This is a genomic window from Couchioplanes caeruleus, assembly GCF_003751945.1.
In the GTDB taxonomy this organism is placed as follows: domain Bacteria; phylum Actinomycetota; class Actinomycetes; order Mycobacteriales; family Micromonosporaceae; genus Actinoplanes; species Actinoplanes caeruleus.
This window is the reverse complement of the sequence record NZ_RJKL01000001.1, coordinates 47,041-65,278: the sequence shown is the minus strand read 5'-3', so window position 1 is coordinate 65,278 and position 18,238 is coordinate 47,041. Positions and strand designations below refer to the sequence as shown.

Here is an 18,238-nt window from a genome sequence, read left to right as displayed (position 1 = left end):
CCGATCGGGGTGCGCCTCTCATCCGATCCCGGGTATGCGTCCGTATTCAGAGTCGAACGGCCATCAAGGACCGACCGCGATCACGGTCCGGACGGCCATCAAGAACCGGACCTCGTCACGACCGGAACGACCGGAGAGGCCAGAGAGGACCGAACGACCGAAGCGGACCGGACGTCATCAAGGTCCGAACGCCTCCGCCTTGATCGCGGAAAGGAACCGGAACCACTCCAGTGGATCGAACTCCAAGATCGGACCGTACGGATCCTTACCATCTCGTATCCGCACTGTGAATTCGGAGGTGGACACTTCTACGCAGTTACCCTCACCGCAGCGGGAACTTTTCCGCCACCCGGCCTGCGTCGACGGCTTATCGCCCAACGTGCCTCCCCTATTGGCGGCCGGCCGTTCTTGCGCACGCGCCGGTCAGCGATCTGTGTTCCCGCGGAGATCGGCGGCCCGGCGTAGCAGATAAATCGGATCGCCGACGGTCAAGTATCTGGCAGGCAAGAGTGTAGATTCCTTTCGATGGCACGGCTAGTCTGATGAGGACGGTTCAAGAACGAGAAATGAACGTCCCCGATCGGGGTACGCCGTAGGGACGCAAAATGACGTACTGGCCTGGTGCTTCTTATACGATCCAGGTCGTCAGGAGGACAGATCGCCGCGCGCGGTCTTTGGTGCGATGAGGTGGCTGGTGCGTAGTAGCTCTACCCACGGGCGGACGCCCGTTCGACGGAAGGAGCCACGCATGCAACAGCGGCCGAAGGACGACCCGGCGTCGCCCGTCCGGCTCGCCGTCTACGGCACCTGTGCGGGGACCGCCGCCATCGGGCTCGGTCAGGGATTGGGATCAGCGCTGTTCAGCGCCGCGACGGCGAGGATGATCGCCCTCGCCGTCATTGCCGCGCTGGTGAGCGTCGCCGCGGGGATGGTGTGTGATCCCATCCTGTCGCGCTGGCAACGGATCGCTAATCTCCTTCATCGTCGCGACAGTTGACGTCTTCCCGGCGTGCGCGCCGCAGCGCCCACACGAAGAGCGTCACCATCGAGGTCGCCATCGCGGCCAGGATCTGCGGTGAGCCGGACAGCGCCGCCACCAGCAGGATGAACGGGTAGATCAACGCCAGGGCGTGCACCAGCATGCGGGCGTTGGTCAGCACCCCGTGCAACAGGCCGACGAAACCGCCGGGCGTCCGGGCGGACGCCGGCGCGCCGCCGAGGCGCGGGGCGGGTTTGCGGAAGCCGAGCTCCCGGTCCGTCTCAGCCACCGTCGGCCACCGGTTCGCGGTTGCGCACCGGCGGACGTGAGCCGAAGCCGGCGTTCACCGAGTCGACAGGGGACGACGGAGGCGCCGCGGACCGCAGCATGCAGGAAGCCGTGCCGATGGTCGTCCAGGTCATCCGCGTTTCCTCCCGTCAGTCCACCCTGGTGTCCCGCGCCGGTGAGCGCCGGCCGGGACCGGTCAGCCGATGGCGGCCACCACGTCGTCGAGCAGCTCGTCCAGCTCCGCGCCCTGCAGCGCACAGGCCTGCAGACTCTCGAAGTTCGCGGCGAAGCGCCGTACCTGCCGCTGGTCGTGCTTGGTCAGGAACTCGCCCGCCGCGTTCTCGAGGTAGAGCAGCGGGAAGTCGTCCGGATCGGGGAAGTCCAGGATGACGAAAGGCCCGCTCATCCCCACGTGGCTGCCCGCACCGAACGGCACCACCCGCAGGTCCACGCGCGGGTGCCGGCTCATCTTCTTGAGGTGCTCGATCTGGGCGCGCATGACGCCGGCGTCACCGGACTCCGCGCCGACCACGCGGCGCACGGATGCCTCGTCCAGCACGAACGACGCCTTCGTGATGCCGCCGTCGTTGAAGATCTGCTGCCGCAGGGCACGCAGATCGACCATGCGGCGGATACGGTCGAGGGCCGTGTCGCGCTCGTCGTCGGCGAGCGAGGAGATCTGCAGCAGGGTCCGCAGAACGGCATTCGCGTACGCCGGCGTCTGCAGCAGACCCGGGATGTACGAATTTTCGAACTCCCGTACGGTGTCCGCCGTGATTTCGGCCTCGAGATAGTCCCGGAAATCCTTCGAGTGGATGTCGCTGATCTCCGGGAGGCTGCGTTGCCGGGCCAGTTCGGCCATTTCCGTCAGTTCCTCCACTAACTCGTTCTCGCGAATGCCGTAGATCTTGAGTAAGGCGAGAAGGTCCGTGTACGAAATGCTGTTCTCGCCGCTTTCTATCCGGTGCACCTTCGACTGCGACCACCGCAGCTTTCCGGCGACCTGCGCCTGGGTGTAGCCGATTTTCTGCCGAATTTCGAACAGTTTGCGGACGAGGCGTTTGCGCTCCAATGCGGATCTGCGCCGCTCTCCTATACCCATGTCATTATCCCGCTACTCTCTGTAAGGACACGTGTCCGCGGGTCATCGCCGTGCGTCCAGCCTAGCTCAGCAGCGCCGCGGGTATCGCAGTCTGCATATCGCAGCTCGAATGTCGCAGAAAGTTCTGACCAGTAGGTTTAGCCGACTCGTGGGTGGGTACGCGCGCCGCGCCACCGCCGGCGCGGTCACCGCCCTCGACTCACGTGGCGTACAGGCCCTCTGCGGGGACGCCGGCCGTGAGGGATGCTCGCATCGGCGCCGGCCCGCGGTCGCCGATGCGTTTTCCGTCGCTGTGAGTGATGCCGGACGACCCCGGTCTCACAGATTAGTCCCGGGAAAGGCTGGGGCGATACTCTCAGGAATTTCTCAGTTACTCAGCCGGACGGCGCAACGCCGGTCGAGTGCCATTAAGCCCAGCCAATGTGCGGCCCTCAGGCGGCGGCGCCGCGCAGGACGGCGTCGACGAGCGCTTCCGCGTACCCTTCGATCGGGATAGCGGGGTTCCAGTTCAGCATGTTCTGCGCGATCGTCGGGCCGACGAGCATCAGCAGAGTCAGCTCCACGTCGAGGTCGGGGCGGAGTTCGCCGCTCTCGACGCCGCGGCGCAGCACCTCGCGCATGACCGCGCGGCGGGGCTCGATCACGGCCTGGAAGACCGCGTGCATCTCCGGGCTCTTGACCATCTCCGGCACGAGGCAGGCGGTCACCCGGCCGTACCGTTCCATGCGCGCGTTGCGGGCCGAGGCCACCAGCATGATCAGGTCCTCACGGACCGACTCGCCGGTCAGGGCCGGCAGCGGGCCCTTCATCCGGGCCACCGCGTCGATGAGCAGCGCCTCCTTGTTGGGCCAGCGGCGGTAGATCGTCGCCTTGCCCACCCCCGCCCGCGCCGCGACCGCCTCGATCGAGATCGCGGCGGAGCTCTGGCCCTCCGCCAGCAGGGCCGTCACCGCGTCGATGATGGCCTCGGCGGCCCGGGCGTCGCGGGGCCGGCCGGGTGCCTTGCGGCCCCGGCCGGCCTCCTCGTCCACGCTGACCGTCGTCATGCGCTCCATTGTTACCGAGCCCTCATCGCCTTACCACGGCGCCCGTCATGCCTCGACCAGTTCCCGGCCCTGCTGCTCCGGGAGTCCCGCGGAGGTCCCGGGCGCCGGCGTGCCGGCCGGACGCCGACCGGGCAGCCAGATCGCCGCCACGACGGCGCCGAGCAGCGCGAACGCCGTGGTGCCGACGGAGGCGTAGTGCATCGCGGTCAGGAAGGCGTCGTTGGCCTGCGCGACCAGCGCGGGCCCCGCGGGTCCGGCCTGGGCCGCGACCCCGTACGCACCGGCGATGGACTCGGCGGCGGCGTCGCGGGCGCCGGCGGGCAGCGCGGCCGTGGCGTCGCCCATGCCGTCGCGGTACGCCGCGGACAGCACGGCGCCGAGGACGGCGACGCCGAGCGCGCCGCCGACCTGGCGCACGGTGTTGCTCACGGCCGACCCGACGCCGGCCTGTTCCCGGGGCAGCGCGGCCATGATCGCCTCGGTCGCCGGCGGCATCACGTTGGCCATGCCGACACCCATGACGAAGAACAGCGCGCCGACGATCCAGATCGGGGTTTCCGCGCCGATGAACAGCCAGCCGCCGAGCCCGAGCGCCACCAGCAGCAGGCCGGCCGTGCTGACCGCCCGGGCCCCGAAGCGGGCGACCATCGCGGCACTACGCGGCGCGAACACCATCTGGCCGACCGCGAAGGGCACGAACAGCACGCCCGAGGCCAGCGGGCCGAGGCCGCGGACCAACTGGAGGTAGAACGCGCTGAAGAACATCGAGCCCATCGCCGCGAAGAAGACCAGGCCGATCATGCCGGTCGAGGCGGAGAAGCGGCGGTTGGCGAAAAGCCGTACATCCAGCGACGGGTACGGGATGCGGCGCTCGTACAGGACGAACAGGGCCAGCACCAGCACCCCGGCGGTCAGCGTGGCCCAGGCCCGCGGCTCGCCGAAGCCGGCCTCCCCGCCCTCGATGACGCCGTAGGTCAGCAGGCTCAGGCCCAGGATCGACAGCAGCACACCGATCACGTCGATGCGGCCGGGCTTCGGATCGCGGGACTCGGGGACGAGCACGCGGACCAGCACCACCCCGGCGACGACCACCGGGACGTTGATCAGGAAGACCGAGCCCCACCAGAAGTGCTCGAGCAGCAGGCCGCCGACGATCGGTCCGATCGCGACGCCGAGCCCGACCGCGCCGGCCCAGACGCCGATGGCCCGGCCCCGCTCGTGCGGCTCGAAGACGTTGGCGATGATCGACAGGGTCGCCGGCATGACCGCGGCGGCACCGAACCCCATCAGCGCCCGGGCCCAGATGAGCTGGTCGGGCGTGCCCGCGTACGCGGAGAGCAGCGACGCCAGCCCGAAGAGCGCGAGCCCCACCATGAGCGTGATCCGCCGGCCGAGCCGGTCGGCGAGGATGCCGGCGGTGAAGAGCAGGCCCGCGAAGACCAGCGTGTACGAGTTGATCGCCCATTCGAGCTGGCTCTGGCTGGCGCCGAGGCCGGCATGCGGGTCGGCGATGGTGCGCAGCGCGACGTTGAGGACGGTGTTGTCGAGTACGACGACGAGAAGGCTGATGACCAGCACGCCGAGAATGGCCCAGCGCCGCGGGTGCCCGGTCTGCGGTTCGTCCATGTGGTGGCCCCCGAGGCTACTTACGATACGAAACAGTTCCGTATCTGAGCTACACCCTAGGCCGGAGGTCATCGATACGGAACGGGCTCGTATCGTAATGTGGCCGCCGTCACCGCCTCTGGGGAGCCGCGCGGAGCCAGGCATGGACGCCGGTGACCTCGAGGACCCGGCGCACGATGCCGCACGCCCCCTGGGTGCGCAGCCGGACACCGCCGTCGGCCGCGGCGAGCGCGGACCTGACCACCGCCGCGACCCCGGCGGCGTCGAGGAAGGTGACCGCCGTGAGGTCCAGAACCACGTCGCTCACGCCGGCCTGGCGCCCCGCGCGCGCGACGGCCGCCTCCAGCGCCTCGGCCGCCTCGGCATCCACCTCCCCGTGCAGTGCCAGGCAGGCGACCCCGGCGTCGGCGGGGTGCGCGACGATGGCGAACGGCGGCATAGGCATCGAGGTGCACTGTAGAGGCTCAATGCTTGCCATAGAGCAACGGTTACGCATCGACGCGCCCGGCTCGCCCGAAAGGGTGGTCGATCAGGCGTCCGGCGGCTGGCGAACCAGCGTGAACCCATTCCCCGAGGCGTGCAGCAGCAGGAACCGTGGCGCGGTCCGCGTACCGTCGGGGTTGAAGCTGACCTTGCCCGACATCGCCGTCATGTTCGTCTCGGCGATCGCCTTGCGCACCGCCGCGCGGTCCGTGCTGCCGGCCCGCCGGATGGCGTCCAGCGCGACGGTGACGGCGTCGTACGCCTCGACCGTCGACGGACCCGGCTCGACGCCCACCGCCGTGCGGTAGCGCTGCGACCACTCCTTCAGCTCCGGCATGAGCTCCGGCCACAGCATCGCCGTGCCGTAGAGGTCGCGGGTCTGCGCCGCCCCGAGGCCCTCGAGCAGCGGACCGTCGGTGGCGCCGTCGCCGACCAGGATCTTGCCGTCGAAGCCGCGGGCGCGCAGGTCCGCGATGAGCTGGTTGGCCTCGGCGTAGTACCCGGTGTAGTACGCGACGTCCGCACCGCCGCGGATCACCGCGTCGGCGATCCGGGCGTAGCTGGGCGCGCCCTGGCTGAGCTCGAGTTCGGCGCTGACGGCCAGGCCCTTGCGCTTGGCCGACGCCGCCGTGGAACCGGCGAGGGTCATGGGGAAGCTGGTGCCGTCGTGGACCAGTGCCAGGCGACTGCCCCCGAGGCGCTTCATCCAGTCCACCGCGAAGTCCGCCTCGGCCGCGACCGTGCCACTGAGCAGGAAGACGCTGTCGTACTTCGGTGCCAGCAGGTCGGTGGAGTTCGACTGGGAGATCACCATGGGTACGCCCGCCGACCGGAAGATCTTCAGCGTGGGCACGGTCGCGCTGGAGCAGTAGCCGCCCACCGACACCGTGATGTCCTGGACGACCAGGTCGCGGGCCGCGGTGACGGCGGTGCCCGGGTCGCAGGCGTCGTCGCCGATCACCAGCTCGACGCGCCGGCCGAGCACGCCGCCCTTGGCGTTCGCCTCGTCGACCGCCAGCCGGGCGGCGTGGACCATGGCCTCGCCGGACGGGCTGCTGCGCCCGCTCAGCGGGGCGAGGGTGCCCAGGCGGATCGGCTCCGCCGCCGGGGCGCTCGCCTTGTCCGGCTCCCCGGAGCTCGCGCAGCCGGACGTCACCGCCATCAGGAGTGCCGCAACGGCACCGGTCACCAGACGCATGGCCTCCTCATCGGTCCGGCCCCCGGACATCTGAGAACTGCATTCGCCTTGAGCCCGGCCGCGGATTGCCGATCAGAGCCTCCGTGGTCAGGCCCCTGGGTGGTGCGTTGCGCACCCGCGTCACCGGCTTCGTACGCCGCGGCGCCGCAACCACCGCTGCCCTGGCCGCGGTGCTGCTCGCGCTGGCGGCGTACGTGCTGCAGGGCACCCTGCACACCACCCGGGCGACCGAGGAGCAGCAGCGCGCCCTCGTGGTCGCCGCCCTGTTCACCGAGGCCCGGATCGCCATCGCCATGCAGGAGGTGAACCTGCGGCACTACCAGGTCGAGCCCTCGGTCGCCGTGAAGCAGCGCTTCCAGCGGGTGGCGGAGGAAGCGGACCAGACCCTCGCCGAGGTGATCCGGGCTGGTGGCGAACAGGCCCGTGCGGACGCGCGGCGCCTGCGAGACCAGCAGACCGGCTACCGTGACCTCGCCGAGCGCCTGATGGTGCTGGTCGCCGACAGCGACCCCAGCCACGCGCAGCTCGACCGCCTCGAGGTCACGCCGGCGTTCTACTCGTTGCAGGACGACGTCGACCACGTGGCACGCGCCTACCACGACGCCGCACAGCAGCAGGTGACCGCGCTGCGCGAGACCCAGGGACGACTGCTGGTCGGCACCGCGGTCGGTTTCGCCGCCGGGCTGGCCTTGGTCGGCATGATCATGCGGCTCGTGCTGGGCTATCAGCGCCGGCTCGTCGAGCAGGCCGACGAGAGCCGTCACCTGGCCCTGCACGATCCGCTGACCGGCCTGCCCAACCGGACCCTCTTCGGCCGGAGCCTCGACGCCGCGCTGTCCGACGCGGCCGGCACCGGCGAGCACCAGGTGGCGCTGATGGTCGCCGACCTCGACGGCTTCAAGGCCGTCAACGACACCCTCGGCCACCACGCCGGCGACCAGGTGCTGCTGGAGGCCGGGCGGCGGCTGAGCGCCGCCGCCGGTGACGCGGGCGTCGTGGCGCGCCTCGGCGGCGACGAGTTCGCCGTGCTGCTACCCCGGGTGACGTGCATCGGCGAGGCGACCGCCCTGGCCGAGAGCATGGTGGCCGCGCTGCGGTGCAACTTCGCGCTGGAAGAGGGCCCTGCGGCGATCAGCGGCAGCCTCGGCATCGCGCTGAGCGCGGCCGAGGGGCTCGGCGAGGAGCTGTTCCGCCACGCCGACGCGGCCATGTACCGGGCGAAGGCCGGCGGAGGCGGGGTCGCCGTCTACGACGCCGGCTCGGACACCGGCTCGCAGGATCGCATGCAGCTCCTCGCGGAGCTGCGCGGTCTGCTGGACGACGGGGACCCGCAGGGCCGGTTGCGGCTGCACTACCAGCCCCAGGTACGGCTCAGCGACGGCGCCGTCACCTCGGTGGAGGCCTTGGTCCGCTGGGACCACCCCGAGCGGGGGCTGCTGCTCCCGGCGGCGTTCCTGAGCATCGCCGAGACCAGCGGCCTCGAGGTGCGCCTGACCTGCCACCTGCTCGCCCTGGCGGTCCGTCAGGCCGCCGCGTGGCGGCTCGCCGGAAGCCCCTACTGCGTGGCGGTCAATGTGTCACCGGGCTGCCTCGTCGACGCGGGCTTCGTGCCGGCGGTGCTGGCCACCGTTGCCGGGGCCGGGCTGCCGCCGGAGCTGCTGCGGCTCGAGCTCACCGAGACCAGCATCATGGCCGACCCGGCGAGCACCGTACGGGCCCTGTGCGAGATCCGCGACCAGGGCATCAGCGTGTCCGTGGACGACTTCGGCACCGGCTTCAGCTCGCTTGCCCAGTTGCGGCACGTGCCCGCCGACGAGCTGAAGATCGACCGGATGTTCATCAAGGAGCTGGGGCAGGACGACGGCACGCCGGACGCGGTGATGGTCCGCAGCGCGATCGACCTGGGCCACAACCTGGGCCTCTCGGTGGTCGCCGAGGGCGTGGAGGACGTCGGCGCCCTGATCCGCCTGCGGGACATGACCTGCGACTTCGCACAGGGCTACGCGCTGAGCCGCCCGGTCCCGGCGGACAAGCTGCCGGAGGCCTGTGAGCGTGCCGAGCGCACGGCCCGCGCCGCGACGGCGCCGGGCCACCGGGCCGGCGGGCCGCCGGCGACGGGCCGTCACCGGGCCGCCGTCCGCTCCTGAGCCACGCTCAGTCAGGGCCGCCGGAAGATGCGGATGGAGTGCCCGACCTCGTCGATCGGCTCGCCGCTGGTGCGCAGCAGCGCCGCGAGCCGCCCGGTGGCCTTGGCGATGGAGCTGTCGGAGACCACGAGCAGACCGTGCACGTCCTCTTCCGGCGCCTTGAGCGGGTTGCGCGCGCTGATGCCGTACGCCTCGGGCACACCGGCGCCCTTGTAGACCAGCCATACCGGTTCGCCCGGATATTTCTCGCGCAGCCGGTCGGCGAGCCGGCCGAGGTCCTGCCCCCAGTCGACGTTCGAGTCGTGCAGCCGCAGGTGGGTGCGGGTCGGCCCGCCGAAGGCCTCGTTCGAGTACGGCAGATAATACGGAAACGTCCGCAGCGAGCTGACCGCCACGAGGACGACGAGCACGCCGGCGGTGAGACGCGCGCGTCGCCACCGGACGGCCACGACGGCTGCGGCGGCGACGGCCAGGAACATCGGCATGAAGATCGCGTACCGGGTGCCGAAGTCGCGGGCGCCGGTCATCGCCACGGCGAGCAGCAGCGCGGGAACGACCAGGACGTACGGCGCCGCCGGGCGCAGCCGCGGCACGGCGAGCATCGCCACGGCCCCGACCACCCAGAGCGCCAGCATGCCGAGCGGCGTCTTCACCAGCAGCGCCGCGGGCAGGTAGTACCAGAGCGAGCCCTGGTAGTGCCGGCCGAAGAGGAAGCCGCTGAACGTCGAGTCCTCGAAGGCGAACTGGATGCGCATGCCGTCGCGGTACGCCTCCGGCAGCGGCAGCAAGCCGGTGAGCAGCCCGCGCAGCCCCTCGTCGGGCAGCCCCGCCGGAGGGGTCCAGCGCAGCCCGGGGTCGACGGCGAGGTAGGCGAGCCACACGATCCCGACCGCGACGACGCCCACCCCGGCGGCCAGGGCCAGCCCGCGCAGCCGCTCCCCCGCCGCCACCCGCCGGCGCCACGCGGGCGTCGCGAGCAGGGCGAGCAGCAGCACGACCGGCACGGCGGGCAGCACGCTCATCCGGGTGGCGAGCGCCGCGCCCAGGGCCACGCCCGCCAGCGCCAGGAGCAGCGGGGTGCGCGCACCCGTGCGGGCCCGCCAGGTCAGCCAGACCGCCGTCAGCAGGAAACCGATCGCGGGCACGTCGAGGGTCGCCAGCGAGCCGTGGGTGATGACGTCGGGCGAGAAGGCGTACAGGGCCAGGGCGAGCACGCCGCCGGCGGGGCCGGTGAGGTCGCGGGCGAAGGCGAAGACCACCAGCCCGAACAGCAGGGTCAGCAGGATGATCGGGAGGCGGGCCAGGAGCATGAGTTCGTACGGGTCGTTGCCCGCCTCGTACAGCACGTGACGGCCCAGCGCGGTCTGGTCGCCGCGGAACGCCGGATCCAGCTCCGGCGACGCGAACGCCAGCCCGGCGGCCATGAGCAGCTTGCCCAGCGGCGGGTGTTCCGGGTTGTAGCGCAGGCTGTGCTGCTCGAGGTAGGTGACGGCGGTGCCGACGTACACCGGCTCGTCGATGGTGGGGGTCTGCTGCACCGCGGTGGTGACCATGGCGGCCGCCATCTGGACGAGCAGCAGCACCGCCAGCAGCGGCACCAGCCACCGCCGGCGCCGCCGGACGGGGGCCGGCCCGGCGGTGCTGCGCTCGTCGAGGTCCGCGGTCACCGCTGAAACCTACCCGGCGCGGATACGCTCGGCCCATGTGCCGAAACATCCGCCCGCTGCACAACTTCGCGCCGCCGGCGACCGCCGACGAGGTGCACGCGGCCGCGCTGCAGTACGTCCGCAAGGTCGCCGGGTCGACGAAGCCCTCCCAGCGCAACCAGGCCGCCTTCGACAAGGCGGTGGCCGCCGTGGCCGCCGCGACGGCGGAGCTGCTCGGCGAGCTCGTCACCGCCGCGCCGCCGCGGGACCGGGAGGTCGAGGCCGCCAAGGCCCGCGAGCGGTCCCGGCAGCGGTACGCGTCCTGAACCTCACCCGGTCCGCAGGGTCGCGTCGTACAGCGTCAGGTACCACGGCGAGTCGGTGAAGCCGGGCCCGGTCTGCTCGCCGATGTAGGCGTCGACGTGCTTGTCGCCGCCGAGTCCCGGCGTGAACTCGTCGGTCACCGTCCAGCGGGCGGCGCGCAGGGCGGCACAGACGTCGGCCGCGGCGCGGGAGCCGTCGTCCTGGTGGCCGCACCCGACGATCCGGAAGCGGGTGCCGCGGGCCAGCACCTGCGGATCGGCGGCGGCGGAGACGAACGGTCGCAGGGCCTGGCCGGCGGCGTCGCGCGGCCGGGTGTCGAGCCAGTAGCCGATGTCGTGGGACCAGTTCAGATAGTCGCCCCCGGCGGTGCGCCCGGTGCCCTCCTCCTGGACGGCCTCGACGAAGTCGGACTTGTACTCCCCCAGGTCCTCGTCGCCGTGCGCGCAGTCGAGCCGCGGGCAGCCGGTGACCGTCTCGGGCTGGCCGGAGTGGTAGTCCTCCACGGCGGTGTAGTAGACGGTCACCTCCCAGCCGCCGGTGGCCGGCGCCGCGGTGGTCGTGACCGGCTCCCGGGTGGTCCGGCTGGGCGAAGGGCGCGACGGCGCGCCCCACCCGGTGCCGGCCGAGGCGGTCCGCAGCGGCGCCGGCTCCGCCCGGGGCGCATCCTCCGCCCGGGGCGCATCCCCGTCGCAGCCGGCCAGCAGCAGGACGGCCGCCAGGACCCGCGCCGATCGCATGGCCCGATCCTGCCAAGGACGGGTCCGCGACAGGCATGATTCAGCCTTGGCTTATATAAGCTCGCCCTGATAACCTCGCCGCGTGCATGCGTTCGACGTGCTCGGCGACCCGGTGCGCCGCCGCCTGCTGGAGCTGCTCGCCGACGGTGAGCGGTCCGCCGGGGCGCTCACCGAGGTCATCCGGGCCGAGTTCGGGGTCTCGCAACCGGCGGTCTCCCAGCACCTTCGGGTGCTACGCGACAACGGCTTCGCCACCGTCCGCGCCGACGGCGCCCGGCGGCTCTACGCGGTGGACGACACCGCGCTGCGCGAGGCCGACGCCTGGCTGGACCGGTTCCGGCGGTTCTGGACGCCACATCTGGACGCGCTGGCCACCGAGGTGGTCCGCGGCAAACGGCAGCGGCGGCTCGCCGCAGGCGACGACGACTCGGGAGTGACTCCATGATTCAGATCAAGCAGCAGATCAACGACGTACGCCGGACCGTCGGTGACCGCCACCTCGAAGCCGGGGAGGCGAAGGTCGCCACGATCAGCCAGGTCTACGACACCGGCATCGAGGACCTGTGGGAGGCGGTGACCAGCGCCGAGCGCATCCCGCGCTGGTTCCTGCCGATCACCGGCGACCTGCGCGAGGGCGGAAGCTACCAGCTCGAGGGCAATGCGGGTGGCACGATCAGCCGCTGCGAGCGCCCGACCGGCTTCGCGGCCACGTGGGAGTACAACAACGAGGTGAGCTGGATCGAGGTCCGGCTGACACGAGAGGGCGACGGGCGCACGCGCCTCGAGCTGGAGCACGTCGCGCACGTCAGCGCCGAGATCTGGGAGCAGTACGGGCCCGGCGCCACCGGCCTCGGTTGGGAACTGGGCCTCTGGGGCCTGGCCAATCACCTCACCGACCCCGCCACGGCCCTCGACCCGAAGGACGGCCCCGCCTGGATGGCGTCGCCGGAGGGCAAGGAGTTCATGCGGCTCGGCGCGGACGCCTGGGCCGAGGCCGCGATCGCGGGCGGCGACGCCCCGGAGCAGGCCCGGGCCGCCGCCGAACGCACGTACGCCGCCTATACCGGCTCCTGAGCGTCAGCCGGCACCCGTCACCCGCTCGTCCGCGCCGGCCACCTGGGCCGCCAGGTCCTCGCGGGCGCGGGCGACCCGGGACCGGATGGTCCCCACCGGGCAGGCGCAGACCTCGGCCGCCTCGGCGTACGACAGGCCGAGGACCTGGGTCGCCACGAACGCCTCCCGCCGCTCCGGCGCCAGGCCGGACAGCAGGTCGCGCAGGGCCACATGCTCCTCGAAGCGCGGCCGGTCGGCGGCCGTCGCCACGTCGGCGGCGGCCTGCCAGTCCTCGACCGGGGCGAGCCGGGGACGCACCACCGCCGCGCGCACCTGGTCCACCGCCACCCGCCGGGCGATCGTGTAGAGCCAGGTCCGCGCGCTCGAACGGGCGGCGAAGCCGGGCAGGCTGCGCAGCGCCCGCAGATAGGTCTCCTGGACCAGGTCGTCGAGCTCACCGGGGCCAGCGAGGTGGTGCAGGAAGCGCCGGACCTGACGCTGGGTGGCCCGGACGAACGCCGCGGCCGCGTCCGCGTCGCCGCGGCCGGCGGCCAGCGCCCAGCCGGTCACCTCCTCGTCGGTCACTCCGCCGGGGTGCCGGTCGGCTTCGCGCCGGAGGCCGCACCGGAGCGCCGGTACGCCAGCAGGCCCAGCACCAGCGCCGCGAGACCCAGCCCGATGCCGACGATGCCGGCCCACGTGCCGTTCCCGTCGCCCTCGGTGTCGGCGGCGGCCGTCGTCACCGTCGGGCCGCTGGCCGCGGCGTGCGTGTCGCCCGCGGCGGCCGGGGAGAGCTTCAGCACCGGCGCGGGCTTCTCCGGCTCGGTGCCGTCGGTGGTGGGCTCGTCGATCCACCGCACGATGGTGTTGTCGGAGTAGGTCTGCAGCGCCTTGAAGACGACCTTGTCGACCTTCGGCAGCGGGCCGATCGACACGTCGAACTCCTGGAACTGACCCGGCTTGATCGCCGCGTCGCCGGTGGCGGTCCAGGTGATCTTGGAAACGGCCTCGGTGATCGGCGTGCCGTGCGAGTCGATCGGCTGGGCCAGCTTCGCCTTCTCGGCCACCATCGTCCACCCGGCGACGGGCTTGAGCGACACCGACGCGAACGGCGTCGCGGTCGGCAGGTTGACCTCCACCTTGGTGGTCGAGGTCGTGTCGGACTCGTTCGGCACCCGGAACGTGACCTTGGCGTACCCACCCTGGACGGCGGAGTTCGCGTTCACGGTCACGTGCGCGGCGGCGGGGGTCGCCATCAGGGTGAGCGCGGCGACGGCGGCAGCGCCGATCGCGGCCGAACGCTTCAGCAGGGACATCTCAGGCCTTCCGACTCAGGTGCTCCCGGCCGGGGCGCCGGGCACGGTCATTGGTCGGCCGGGATCCCGGAAAAGTTCCCACGATCTTTTCACCGCACGACGGCGGCGGTCCCCGCCGACGGGGAAACCGGGGCGCCCCGGGGCAGGCGCACCTCGGCGTGCAGCCCCGGCGGCGGGTTGGTGCCGCGCAGGTTGACCGTGCCGCCGTGGCGGCGCACCAGCTCGCGCACGATCGCCAGGCCGAGGCCCGAGCCGCCGGCGTCGCGGGCCCGGGCGTCGTCGAGGCGGGTGAAACGGTCGAAGACCCGCTCCCGGTCCGCCGCCGGGATGCCCGGGCCGTCGTCGGCCACGGCGATGCGCAGCTCCGCGCCGTCCGCCGCCGCCTCCAGGCGCACCGACGACCGGGCGTGCCGTACGGCGTTGTCCAGCAGGTTCGCCACCACCCGGCCGAGCGCGTCCCGCTCGCCGATCATCGTCAACGGCCCGTCCGGCCGCTCGTACGTCACCTCGGGATAGCGCGCGGCCACCTCGTCGAGCAGGCCGCCGAGCTCGATCTCCTCGGTGGCCGGCCGCACGGCCCGGGTCGTCGCGTCATCCGCGCGCGCGAGCAGCAGCAGGTCGTCGACCAGGCGGCTGAGCCGGTGCACGTCGGTGAGCAGGTCGCCGGCGAGCTCCGGCCAGTCGGTGCTGTCCGGCAGGCGCTGGGCCACCTCGAGCTCGGTGCGCATGTTGGTCAGCGGGCTGCGCAGCTCGTGCGCCGCGTCGGCGACGAAGCTCCGCTGCCGGGCCCGCGCGGCGTCGAGGCGGTGCAGCATGTCGTTGAGGGTCACGGCCAGCCGATGGATCTCGTCGCCCGAGTCCGGCACGGGCAGCCGCCCCGGCCGCGCCCCGCCGGTGATCTCCTCCGCGCCGGCCCGCAACGCCTCCACCGGGCGCAGTGCCGCGCCCACGACCCGCCAGGCCACCAGCGCGAGCAGGGCCACCAGCGGCGGGAACGTCGCCAGCAAGGTGATCTGCAGCAGGCGCAGGCTCTGCGTCAGCTCGTCCGTGGGCCGGGCGACGAGCACCGTGACCCGGTCGTCCGGCGGTCCCGCCGCGAGCGCGACCACGCGGACCCGCCCGTCGAAGCCGATCCGGGAGCCGGGGATGAACGTCCCGTCGCCGTCCGCCAGCTCCCGCAGTTCCCGTGGATACAGGATCGGCACCAGCCGGTCGGCGCCCGTGGAGCCGAACAGCACCTGGCCTGCGGAGTTGACCACCTGCACGCGTACGGCGGGAGCGGCCGGCACCGGGTCGGACAGCGAGCCGGTGTCCACCAGGGCGGCCACCGACCGGGCGGTCTCCAGCGCCTCGGTGTTGGCGGCGCGCATCAGCACGTAGTGCATCGTGGTGACGAGCACGACGCCGCCCGCGGCCAGCCCGGCGAAGAGGACGACGACGGAGACGAGCAGCAGCCGCGCCCGCAGGCTCAGCCGGCGCGGACTCAGCCGGCGCGGCAGGCGCGGCCGGGTCACGGCTAGGCCTCGGTGGCGCCGGTCGCGGCGAGCCGGTAGCCGGCGCCGCGGACCGTCTCCAGCCGGTCCCGGCCGATCTTGCGGCGCAGGTAGCCGACGTACACCTCGACGGCGTTGGCGGCCGTGTCCACCGCCGCGTCCCACACGTGGTCCAGCAGCTCGGTCTTGGAGACGACCTCGCCCGGGCGGCGCAGCAGGTACTCGAGCAGGGCGTACTCGCGGGCGGTCAGCACCACCTCGGCCCCGGCGACGGTGACCTTGCGCAGTGCCGGGTCGAGCTCGACGTCGCCGTGGCGCAGCACCGTGGGGCGTTCCGGGGTGCCCCGGCGCAGCAGGGCGCGCAGCCGGGCGAGCAGCACCACGTACGAGAAGGGCTTGGTCAGATAGTCGTCGGCGCCGCAGTCGAGCCCGTCGGCCTGGTCGTATTCGCCGTCCTTGGCCGAGAGCATGAGCACCGGCAGCCACTTCTGCTCGGCGCGCAACTGCCGCACGACCCGGTATCCGGAGAGCCGGGGCAGCATGACGTCGAGGATCATCGCGTCGTAGTCGCCGTGCCGGGCCATCTCCAGGCCGTCCTCGCCGTCGGCGGCGACGTCCACGGCGAAACCCTCCGCCTGCAGCCCGCGCCGCAGCGCGCTCGCGAGCCGCGCCTCGTCCTCCACCACCAGCAACCGCACACCCCTACCTTGGCATGCGCGCCCCAGCGGCTGAATCCGTTCTCAGCGCGGTCACAGCCGCGGCGGGTGGATCAGGCCTTCACCGAGACGGCGATCAGGTCCTCGACGGCGCCGAGGGCGGTGTAGGCGGTGATCCGGATGTGCAGGGCGTTGCCGCACATTCCGACGCCGCCACCGCGGACCAGCATCGCCTGCGCCATCGCGGACAGCGCCGCGGTCGTCGTCTCCGAGCCCGCCAGGCCGGTCTGCGCGAGCAGCTCGCTCCACACCGCGTCGGGGTTGTCCACGCTGGCGCGCAGGCTCTCCCGGGCGTCGGCCAGGGTCGGCCGGCGCAGGCCGTACACCAGACGGTCCTCGAGTTCGGCAGTGATCGGCACTGTGGTCTCCTTCGCGACGCTCCCCGTTGCTGTCAGGGGAGAGATCGGCGCGGAGTCTCAGCACCGGCTCAAGGCCGGCTCTTGTCCCGGTACGGCTTAGTGACGGAAGCTCTCGACCACCTTCGTGAGGTCGGACGCCAGGCGGGTCAGGTCGCCCGCGGCCTGGTGGGTGGCCTTGGCGCCGTCGGCGGTCGCGCTGGCGACCTCGGCGACACCGGCGACGGTGTGTGCCACCTCGCCACTGCCGTTGGCGGCCTCGGCGACCGAGCGGCTCATCTCGCTGGTGGTGGCGGTCTGCTCCTCCACCGCCGAGGCGATCGTGGTCGTGTAGTCGCCGATCTGGGCGATGACCGTGGTGATCTCGCCGATCGCCTGTGCCGCGGACCCGCTCGATGCCTGGATGTTGGCGATCCGGTGGGTGATCTCCTCGGTGGCCTGCGCGGTCTGCTGGGCGAGCTCCTTGACCTCGCCGGCCACGACGGCGAAGCCCTTGCCGAGCTCGCCGGCGCGGGCCGCCTCGATGGTGGCGTTCAATGCGAGCAGGTTGGTCTGCTCGGCGATGCTGGTGATCAGCTTGACCACGTCGCCGATCTCGGCGCTGGCGGTGCCCAGATCGGCCACCTGCGAGTTGGTGCTCTCCGCGACGCTCAGGCCCTGCAGGGAGATCTCTGCGGCGCGGGAGGCGTTGACGGCGATCTCGGCGATCGAGGCCCGCATCTCCTCGGCGCCGGCGGCGATCGCCTGCACGCCGGCGTTCACCTCCTCGGTCGAGGCGCTGGCGGTGGTCGCCCTGATGGCGACGTCGCCGGCGCCCGACTGCAACTGGGTGCTCACCGCGGAGAGCTGCTCCGACGCCGCGGACAGCGTCGCGACCGACCCGCCGATGGTCATGACGGTCTCGCGCAGCCCCGTCACCGCGGTGTCGAGCGCGGCACCCATCTGACCCGGCTCGTCGCGGGAGGTCAGCCCGGTGGTCACGGTCAGATCGCCCGCGGCCAGCCGGTCGCAGACGTCCTTGACCCGGCCCAGCGGCCGCAGGATCTGCCGGGCCACGACCAGCCCCGCGAGCAGCGCCACGATCGCGCCCACGACCATCACGGCGATCGAGACCATCCGGTTGGTCGTGTACGCGGAGTCGGCGTCCTTCGCCGATGTCGCCGCGTCGTGCTCCTCGGCGACGGTCAGCCCGTCGAGGTGTTTGTTGATCTCGGTGAACAACGGCACGACCTCGGTGTCGCGGGTTTCCTGCCAGGCCTTCAGGTCGTTGCGCTCGCTGGCCGGAATCTGCTTCTCCTGGACGACCTTCGCCCAGGCGTCCCAGTCCTCCCGCAGGTCCGCAATCATCGCGGGATCGGTCGCCGGATTCCCGGCCTGATACGCCGTGAAGGCCGCGTCGACGGCCTCCAGGTTCTTGGCGAACGCCGCGCCGTAGCTGTTCATGTGCTCGTCGTCCTGCGAGAGCGCGTGGTTGGCCACGTCCAGCCGGGCCTGGGCCATGGCCTGCTGGAGATCGCCCAACGCCTCGATGCTGGTCACATTGGTGCCGTAGATCGCCTGCGCGGTATCGCTGGACTGTCTCAGCGCCATCAGGCCGACGACGCCCACCACGAGCGAAACGACCGTCCCGACCAGGACCGCCGCGAGGATCTTGAATTTGACGCTGAGGTCAGCGAGAGGAGGTCGTTTTACGCCCACGACACCCTGTTCGGCACTCCTGCCACATCA

The 18,238-nt window shown here is 72.1% G+C and carries 21 protein-coding genes; 5 read left to right on the top strand and 16 right to left on the bottom strand.

Translation table 11 applies throughout. The features are described from left to right. Positions 1-177: 177 nt before the first annotated feature. Positions 178-378 (bottom strand): DUF397 domain-containing protein, encoded by a 201-nt coding sequence (locus tag EDD30_RS00285; RefSeq protein ID WP_071809951.1) that lies wholly within the window; start codon positions 376-378, stop codon positions 178-180. A 370-nt stretch (positions 379-748) separates the two neighbouring features. Here EDD30_RS00285 and EDD30_RS38085 point away from each other — a divergent pair, with 370 nt between their 5' ends. Continuing rightward, a complete protein-coding gene (locus tag EDD30_RS38085; protein ID WP_143163062.1) occupies positions 749-997 on the top strand; it encodes a hypothetical protein in 249 nt (82 codons plus the stop codon). On the opposite strand, the gene EDD30_RS00280 is transcribed toward EDD30_RS38085, so the two are convergent. The 7 genes from EDD30_RS00280 to EDD30_RS00255 all read right to left on the bottom strand — a co-directional run bounded on the left by EDD30_RS00280 (position 969) and on the right by EDD30_RS00255 (position 6,722). Then, positions 969-1,268: a hypothetical protein gene (locus EDD30_RS00280; protein WP_071809948.1), complete on the bottom strand. Its 300-nt coding sequence runs from the start codon at positions 1,266-1,268 to the stop codon at positions 969-971. The genes EDD30_RS38085 and EDD30_RS00280 overlap by 29 nt on opposite strands. Next, positions 1,261-1,401, bottom strand: a complete 141-nt coding sequence (locus EDD30_RS38610) for a hypothetical protein (RefSeq protein ID WP_170047716.1) — start codon at positions 1,399-1,401, stop codon at positions 1,261-1,263. The genes EDD30_RS00280 and EDD30_RS38610 overlap by 8 nt, the downstream gene beginning before the upstream one ends. Before the next feature lie 62 nt (positions 1,402-1,463). Then, positions 1,464-2,369, bottom strand: a complete 906-nt coding sequence (locus tag EDD30_RS00275) for a helix-turn-helix domain-containing protein (protein ID WP_084557914.1) — start codon at positions 2,367-2,369, stop codon at positions 1,464-1,466. A 431-nt stretch (positions 2,370-2,800) separates the two neighbouring features. Continuing rightward, positions 2,801-3,415 carry a TetR/AcrR family transcriptional regulator gene (locus EDD30_RS00270; RefSeq protein ID WP_342353723.1) on the bottom strand — a complete coding sequence of 205 codons (615 nt, stop codon included), beginning with the start codon at positions 3,413-3,415 and terminating at the stop codon, positions 2,801-2,803. 45 nt (positions 3,416-3,460) lie between these two features. Then, complete coding sequence (locus tag EDD30_RS00265; protein WP_071807429.1) at positions 3,461-5,041, bottom strand: MFS transporter; 1,581 nt, start codon at positions 5,039-5,041, stop codon at positions 3,461-3,463. A 109-nt stretch (positions 5,042-5,150) separates the two neighbouring features. After that, positions 5,151-5,486, bottom strand: coding sequence for an anti-sigma factor antagonist (locus EDD30_RS00260; protein ID WP_170047469.1), 336 nt, complete (start codon positions 5,484-5,486; stop codon positions 5,151-5,153). A gap of 84 nt (positions 5,487-5,570) precedes the next feature. Beyond that, positions 5,571-6,722: a branched-chain amino acid ABC transporter substrate-binding protein gene (locus EDD30_RS00255; protein ID WP_071807427.1), complete on the bottom strand. Its 1,152-nt coding sequence runs from the start codon at positions 6,720-6,722 to the stop codon at positions 5,571-5,573. Positions 6,723-6,805: 83 nt separating this feature from the next. Between EDD30_RS00255 and EDD30_RS00250 the strand changes: the two genes are divergently transcribed. Continuing rightward, on the top strand, positions 6,806-8,869 hold the full coding sequence (locus tag EDD30_RS00250; protein ID WP_143162832.1) for a putative bifunctional diguanylate cyclase/phosphodiesterase: 2,064 nt from the start codon (positions 6,806-6,808) through the stop codon (positions 8,867-8,869). A gap of 11 nt (positions 8,870-8,880) precedes the next feature. On the opposite strand, the gene EDD30_RS00245 is transcribed toward EDD30_RS00250, so the two are convergent. Continuing rightward, entirely contained in the window at positions 8,881-10,536 is a 1,656-nt protein-coding gene (locus EDD30_RS00245; protein ID WP_071807425.1) for a phospholipid carrier-dependent glycosyltransferase, read from the bottom strand. Between the two features lie 35 nt (positions 10,537-10,571). Here EDD30_RS00245 and EDD30_RS00240 point away from each other — a divergent pair, with 35 nt between their 5' ends. After that, positions 10,572-10,841: a DUF2277 domain-containing protein gene (locus EDD30_RS00240; RefSeq protein WP_071807424.1), complete on the top strand. Its 270-nt coding sequence runs from the start codon at positions 10,572-10,574 to the stop codon at positions 10,839-10,841. Positions 10,842-10,844: 3 nt separating this feature from the next. Here EDD30_RS00240 and EDD30_RS00235 read toward each other — a convergent pair whose 3' ends face one another. Continuing rightward, positions 10,845-11,576, bottom strand: coding sequence for a hypothetical protein (locus EDD30_RS00235; protein WP_071807423.1), 732 nt, complete (start codon positions 11,574-11,576; stop codon positions 10,845-10,847). Between the two features lie 82 nt (positions 11,577-11,658). Here EDD30_RS00235 and EDD30_RS00230 point away from each other — a divergent pair, with 82 nt between their 5' ends. Next, positions 11,659-12,021: an ArsR/SmtB family transcription factor gene (locus EDD30_RS00230; RefSeq protein WP_071807422.1), complete on the top strand. Its 363-nt coding sequence runs from the start codon at positions 11,659-11,661 to the stop codon at positions 12,019-12,021. Next, positions 12,018-12,650, top strand: a complete 633-nt coding sequence (locus EDD30_RS00225) for an SRPBCC family protein (RefSeq protein ID WP_071807421.1) — start codon at positions 12,018-12,020, stop codon at positions 12,648-12,650. Before EDD30_RS00230 ends, EDD30_RS00225 begins: the two co-directional genes overlap by 4 nt. A 3-nt stretch (positions 12,651-12,653) precedes the next feature. On the opposite strand, the gene EDD30_RS00220 is transcribed toward EDD30_RS00225, so the two are convergent. The 6 genes from EDD30_RS00220 to EDD30_RS00195 form a co-directional block, all read right to left on the bottom strand. Beyond that, positions 12,654-13,214 (bottom strand): sigma-70 family RNA polymerase sigma factor, encoded by a 561-nt coding sequence (locus EDD30_RS00220; protein ID WP_071807420.1) that lies wholly within the window; start codon positions 13,212-13,214, stop codon positions 12,654-12,656. Beyond that, complete coding sequence (locus EDD30_RS00215) at positions 13,211-13,945, bottom strand: YcnI family protein (protein WP_071807419.1); 735 nt, start codon at positions 13,943-13,945, stop codon at positions 13,211-13,213. Before EDD30_RS00215 ends, EDD30_RS00220 begins: the two co-directional genes overlap by 4 nt. Positions 13,946-14,034: 89 nt before the next feature. After that, positions 14,035-15,396, bottom strand: coding sequence for a sensor histidine kinase (locus tag EDD30_RS00210; RefSeq protein ID WP_071807431.1), 1,362 nt, complete (start codon positions 15,394-15,396; stop codon positions 14,035-14,037). A gap of 65 nt (positions 15,397-15,461) precedes the next feature. Continuing rightward, entirely contained in the window at positions 15,462-16,136 is a 675-nt protein-coding gene (locus EDD30_RS00205) for a response regulator transcription factor (RefSeq protein ID WP_071807418.1), read from the bottom strand. 71 nt (positions 16,137-16,207) lie between these two features. Next, entirely contained in the window at positions 16,208-16,513 is a 306-nt protein-coding gene (locus EDD30_RS00200) for a hypothetical protein (RefSeq protein WP_071807417.1), read from the bottom strand. A 96-nt stretch (positions 16,514-16,609) separates the two neighbouring features. Beyond that, on the bottom strand, positions 16,610-18,208 hold the full coding sequence (locus tag EDD30_RS00195) for a methyl-accepting chemotaxis protein (protein ID WP_071807416.1): 1,599 nt from the start codon (positions 18,206-18,208) through the stop codon (positions 16,610-16,612). Between the last annotated feature and the right edge of the window lie 30 nt (positions 18,209-18,238).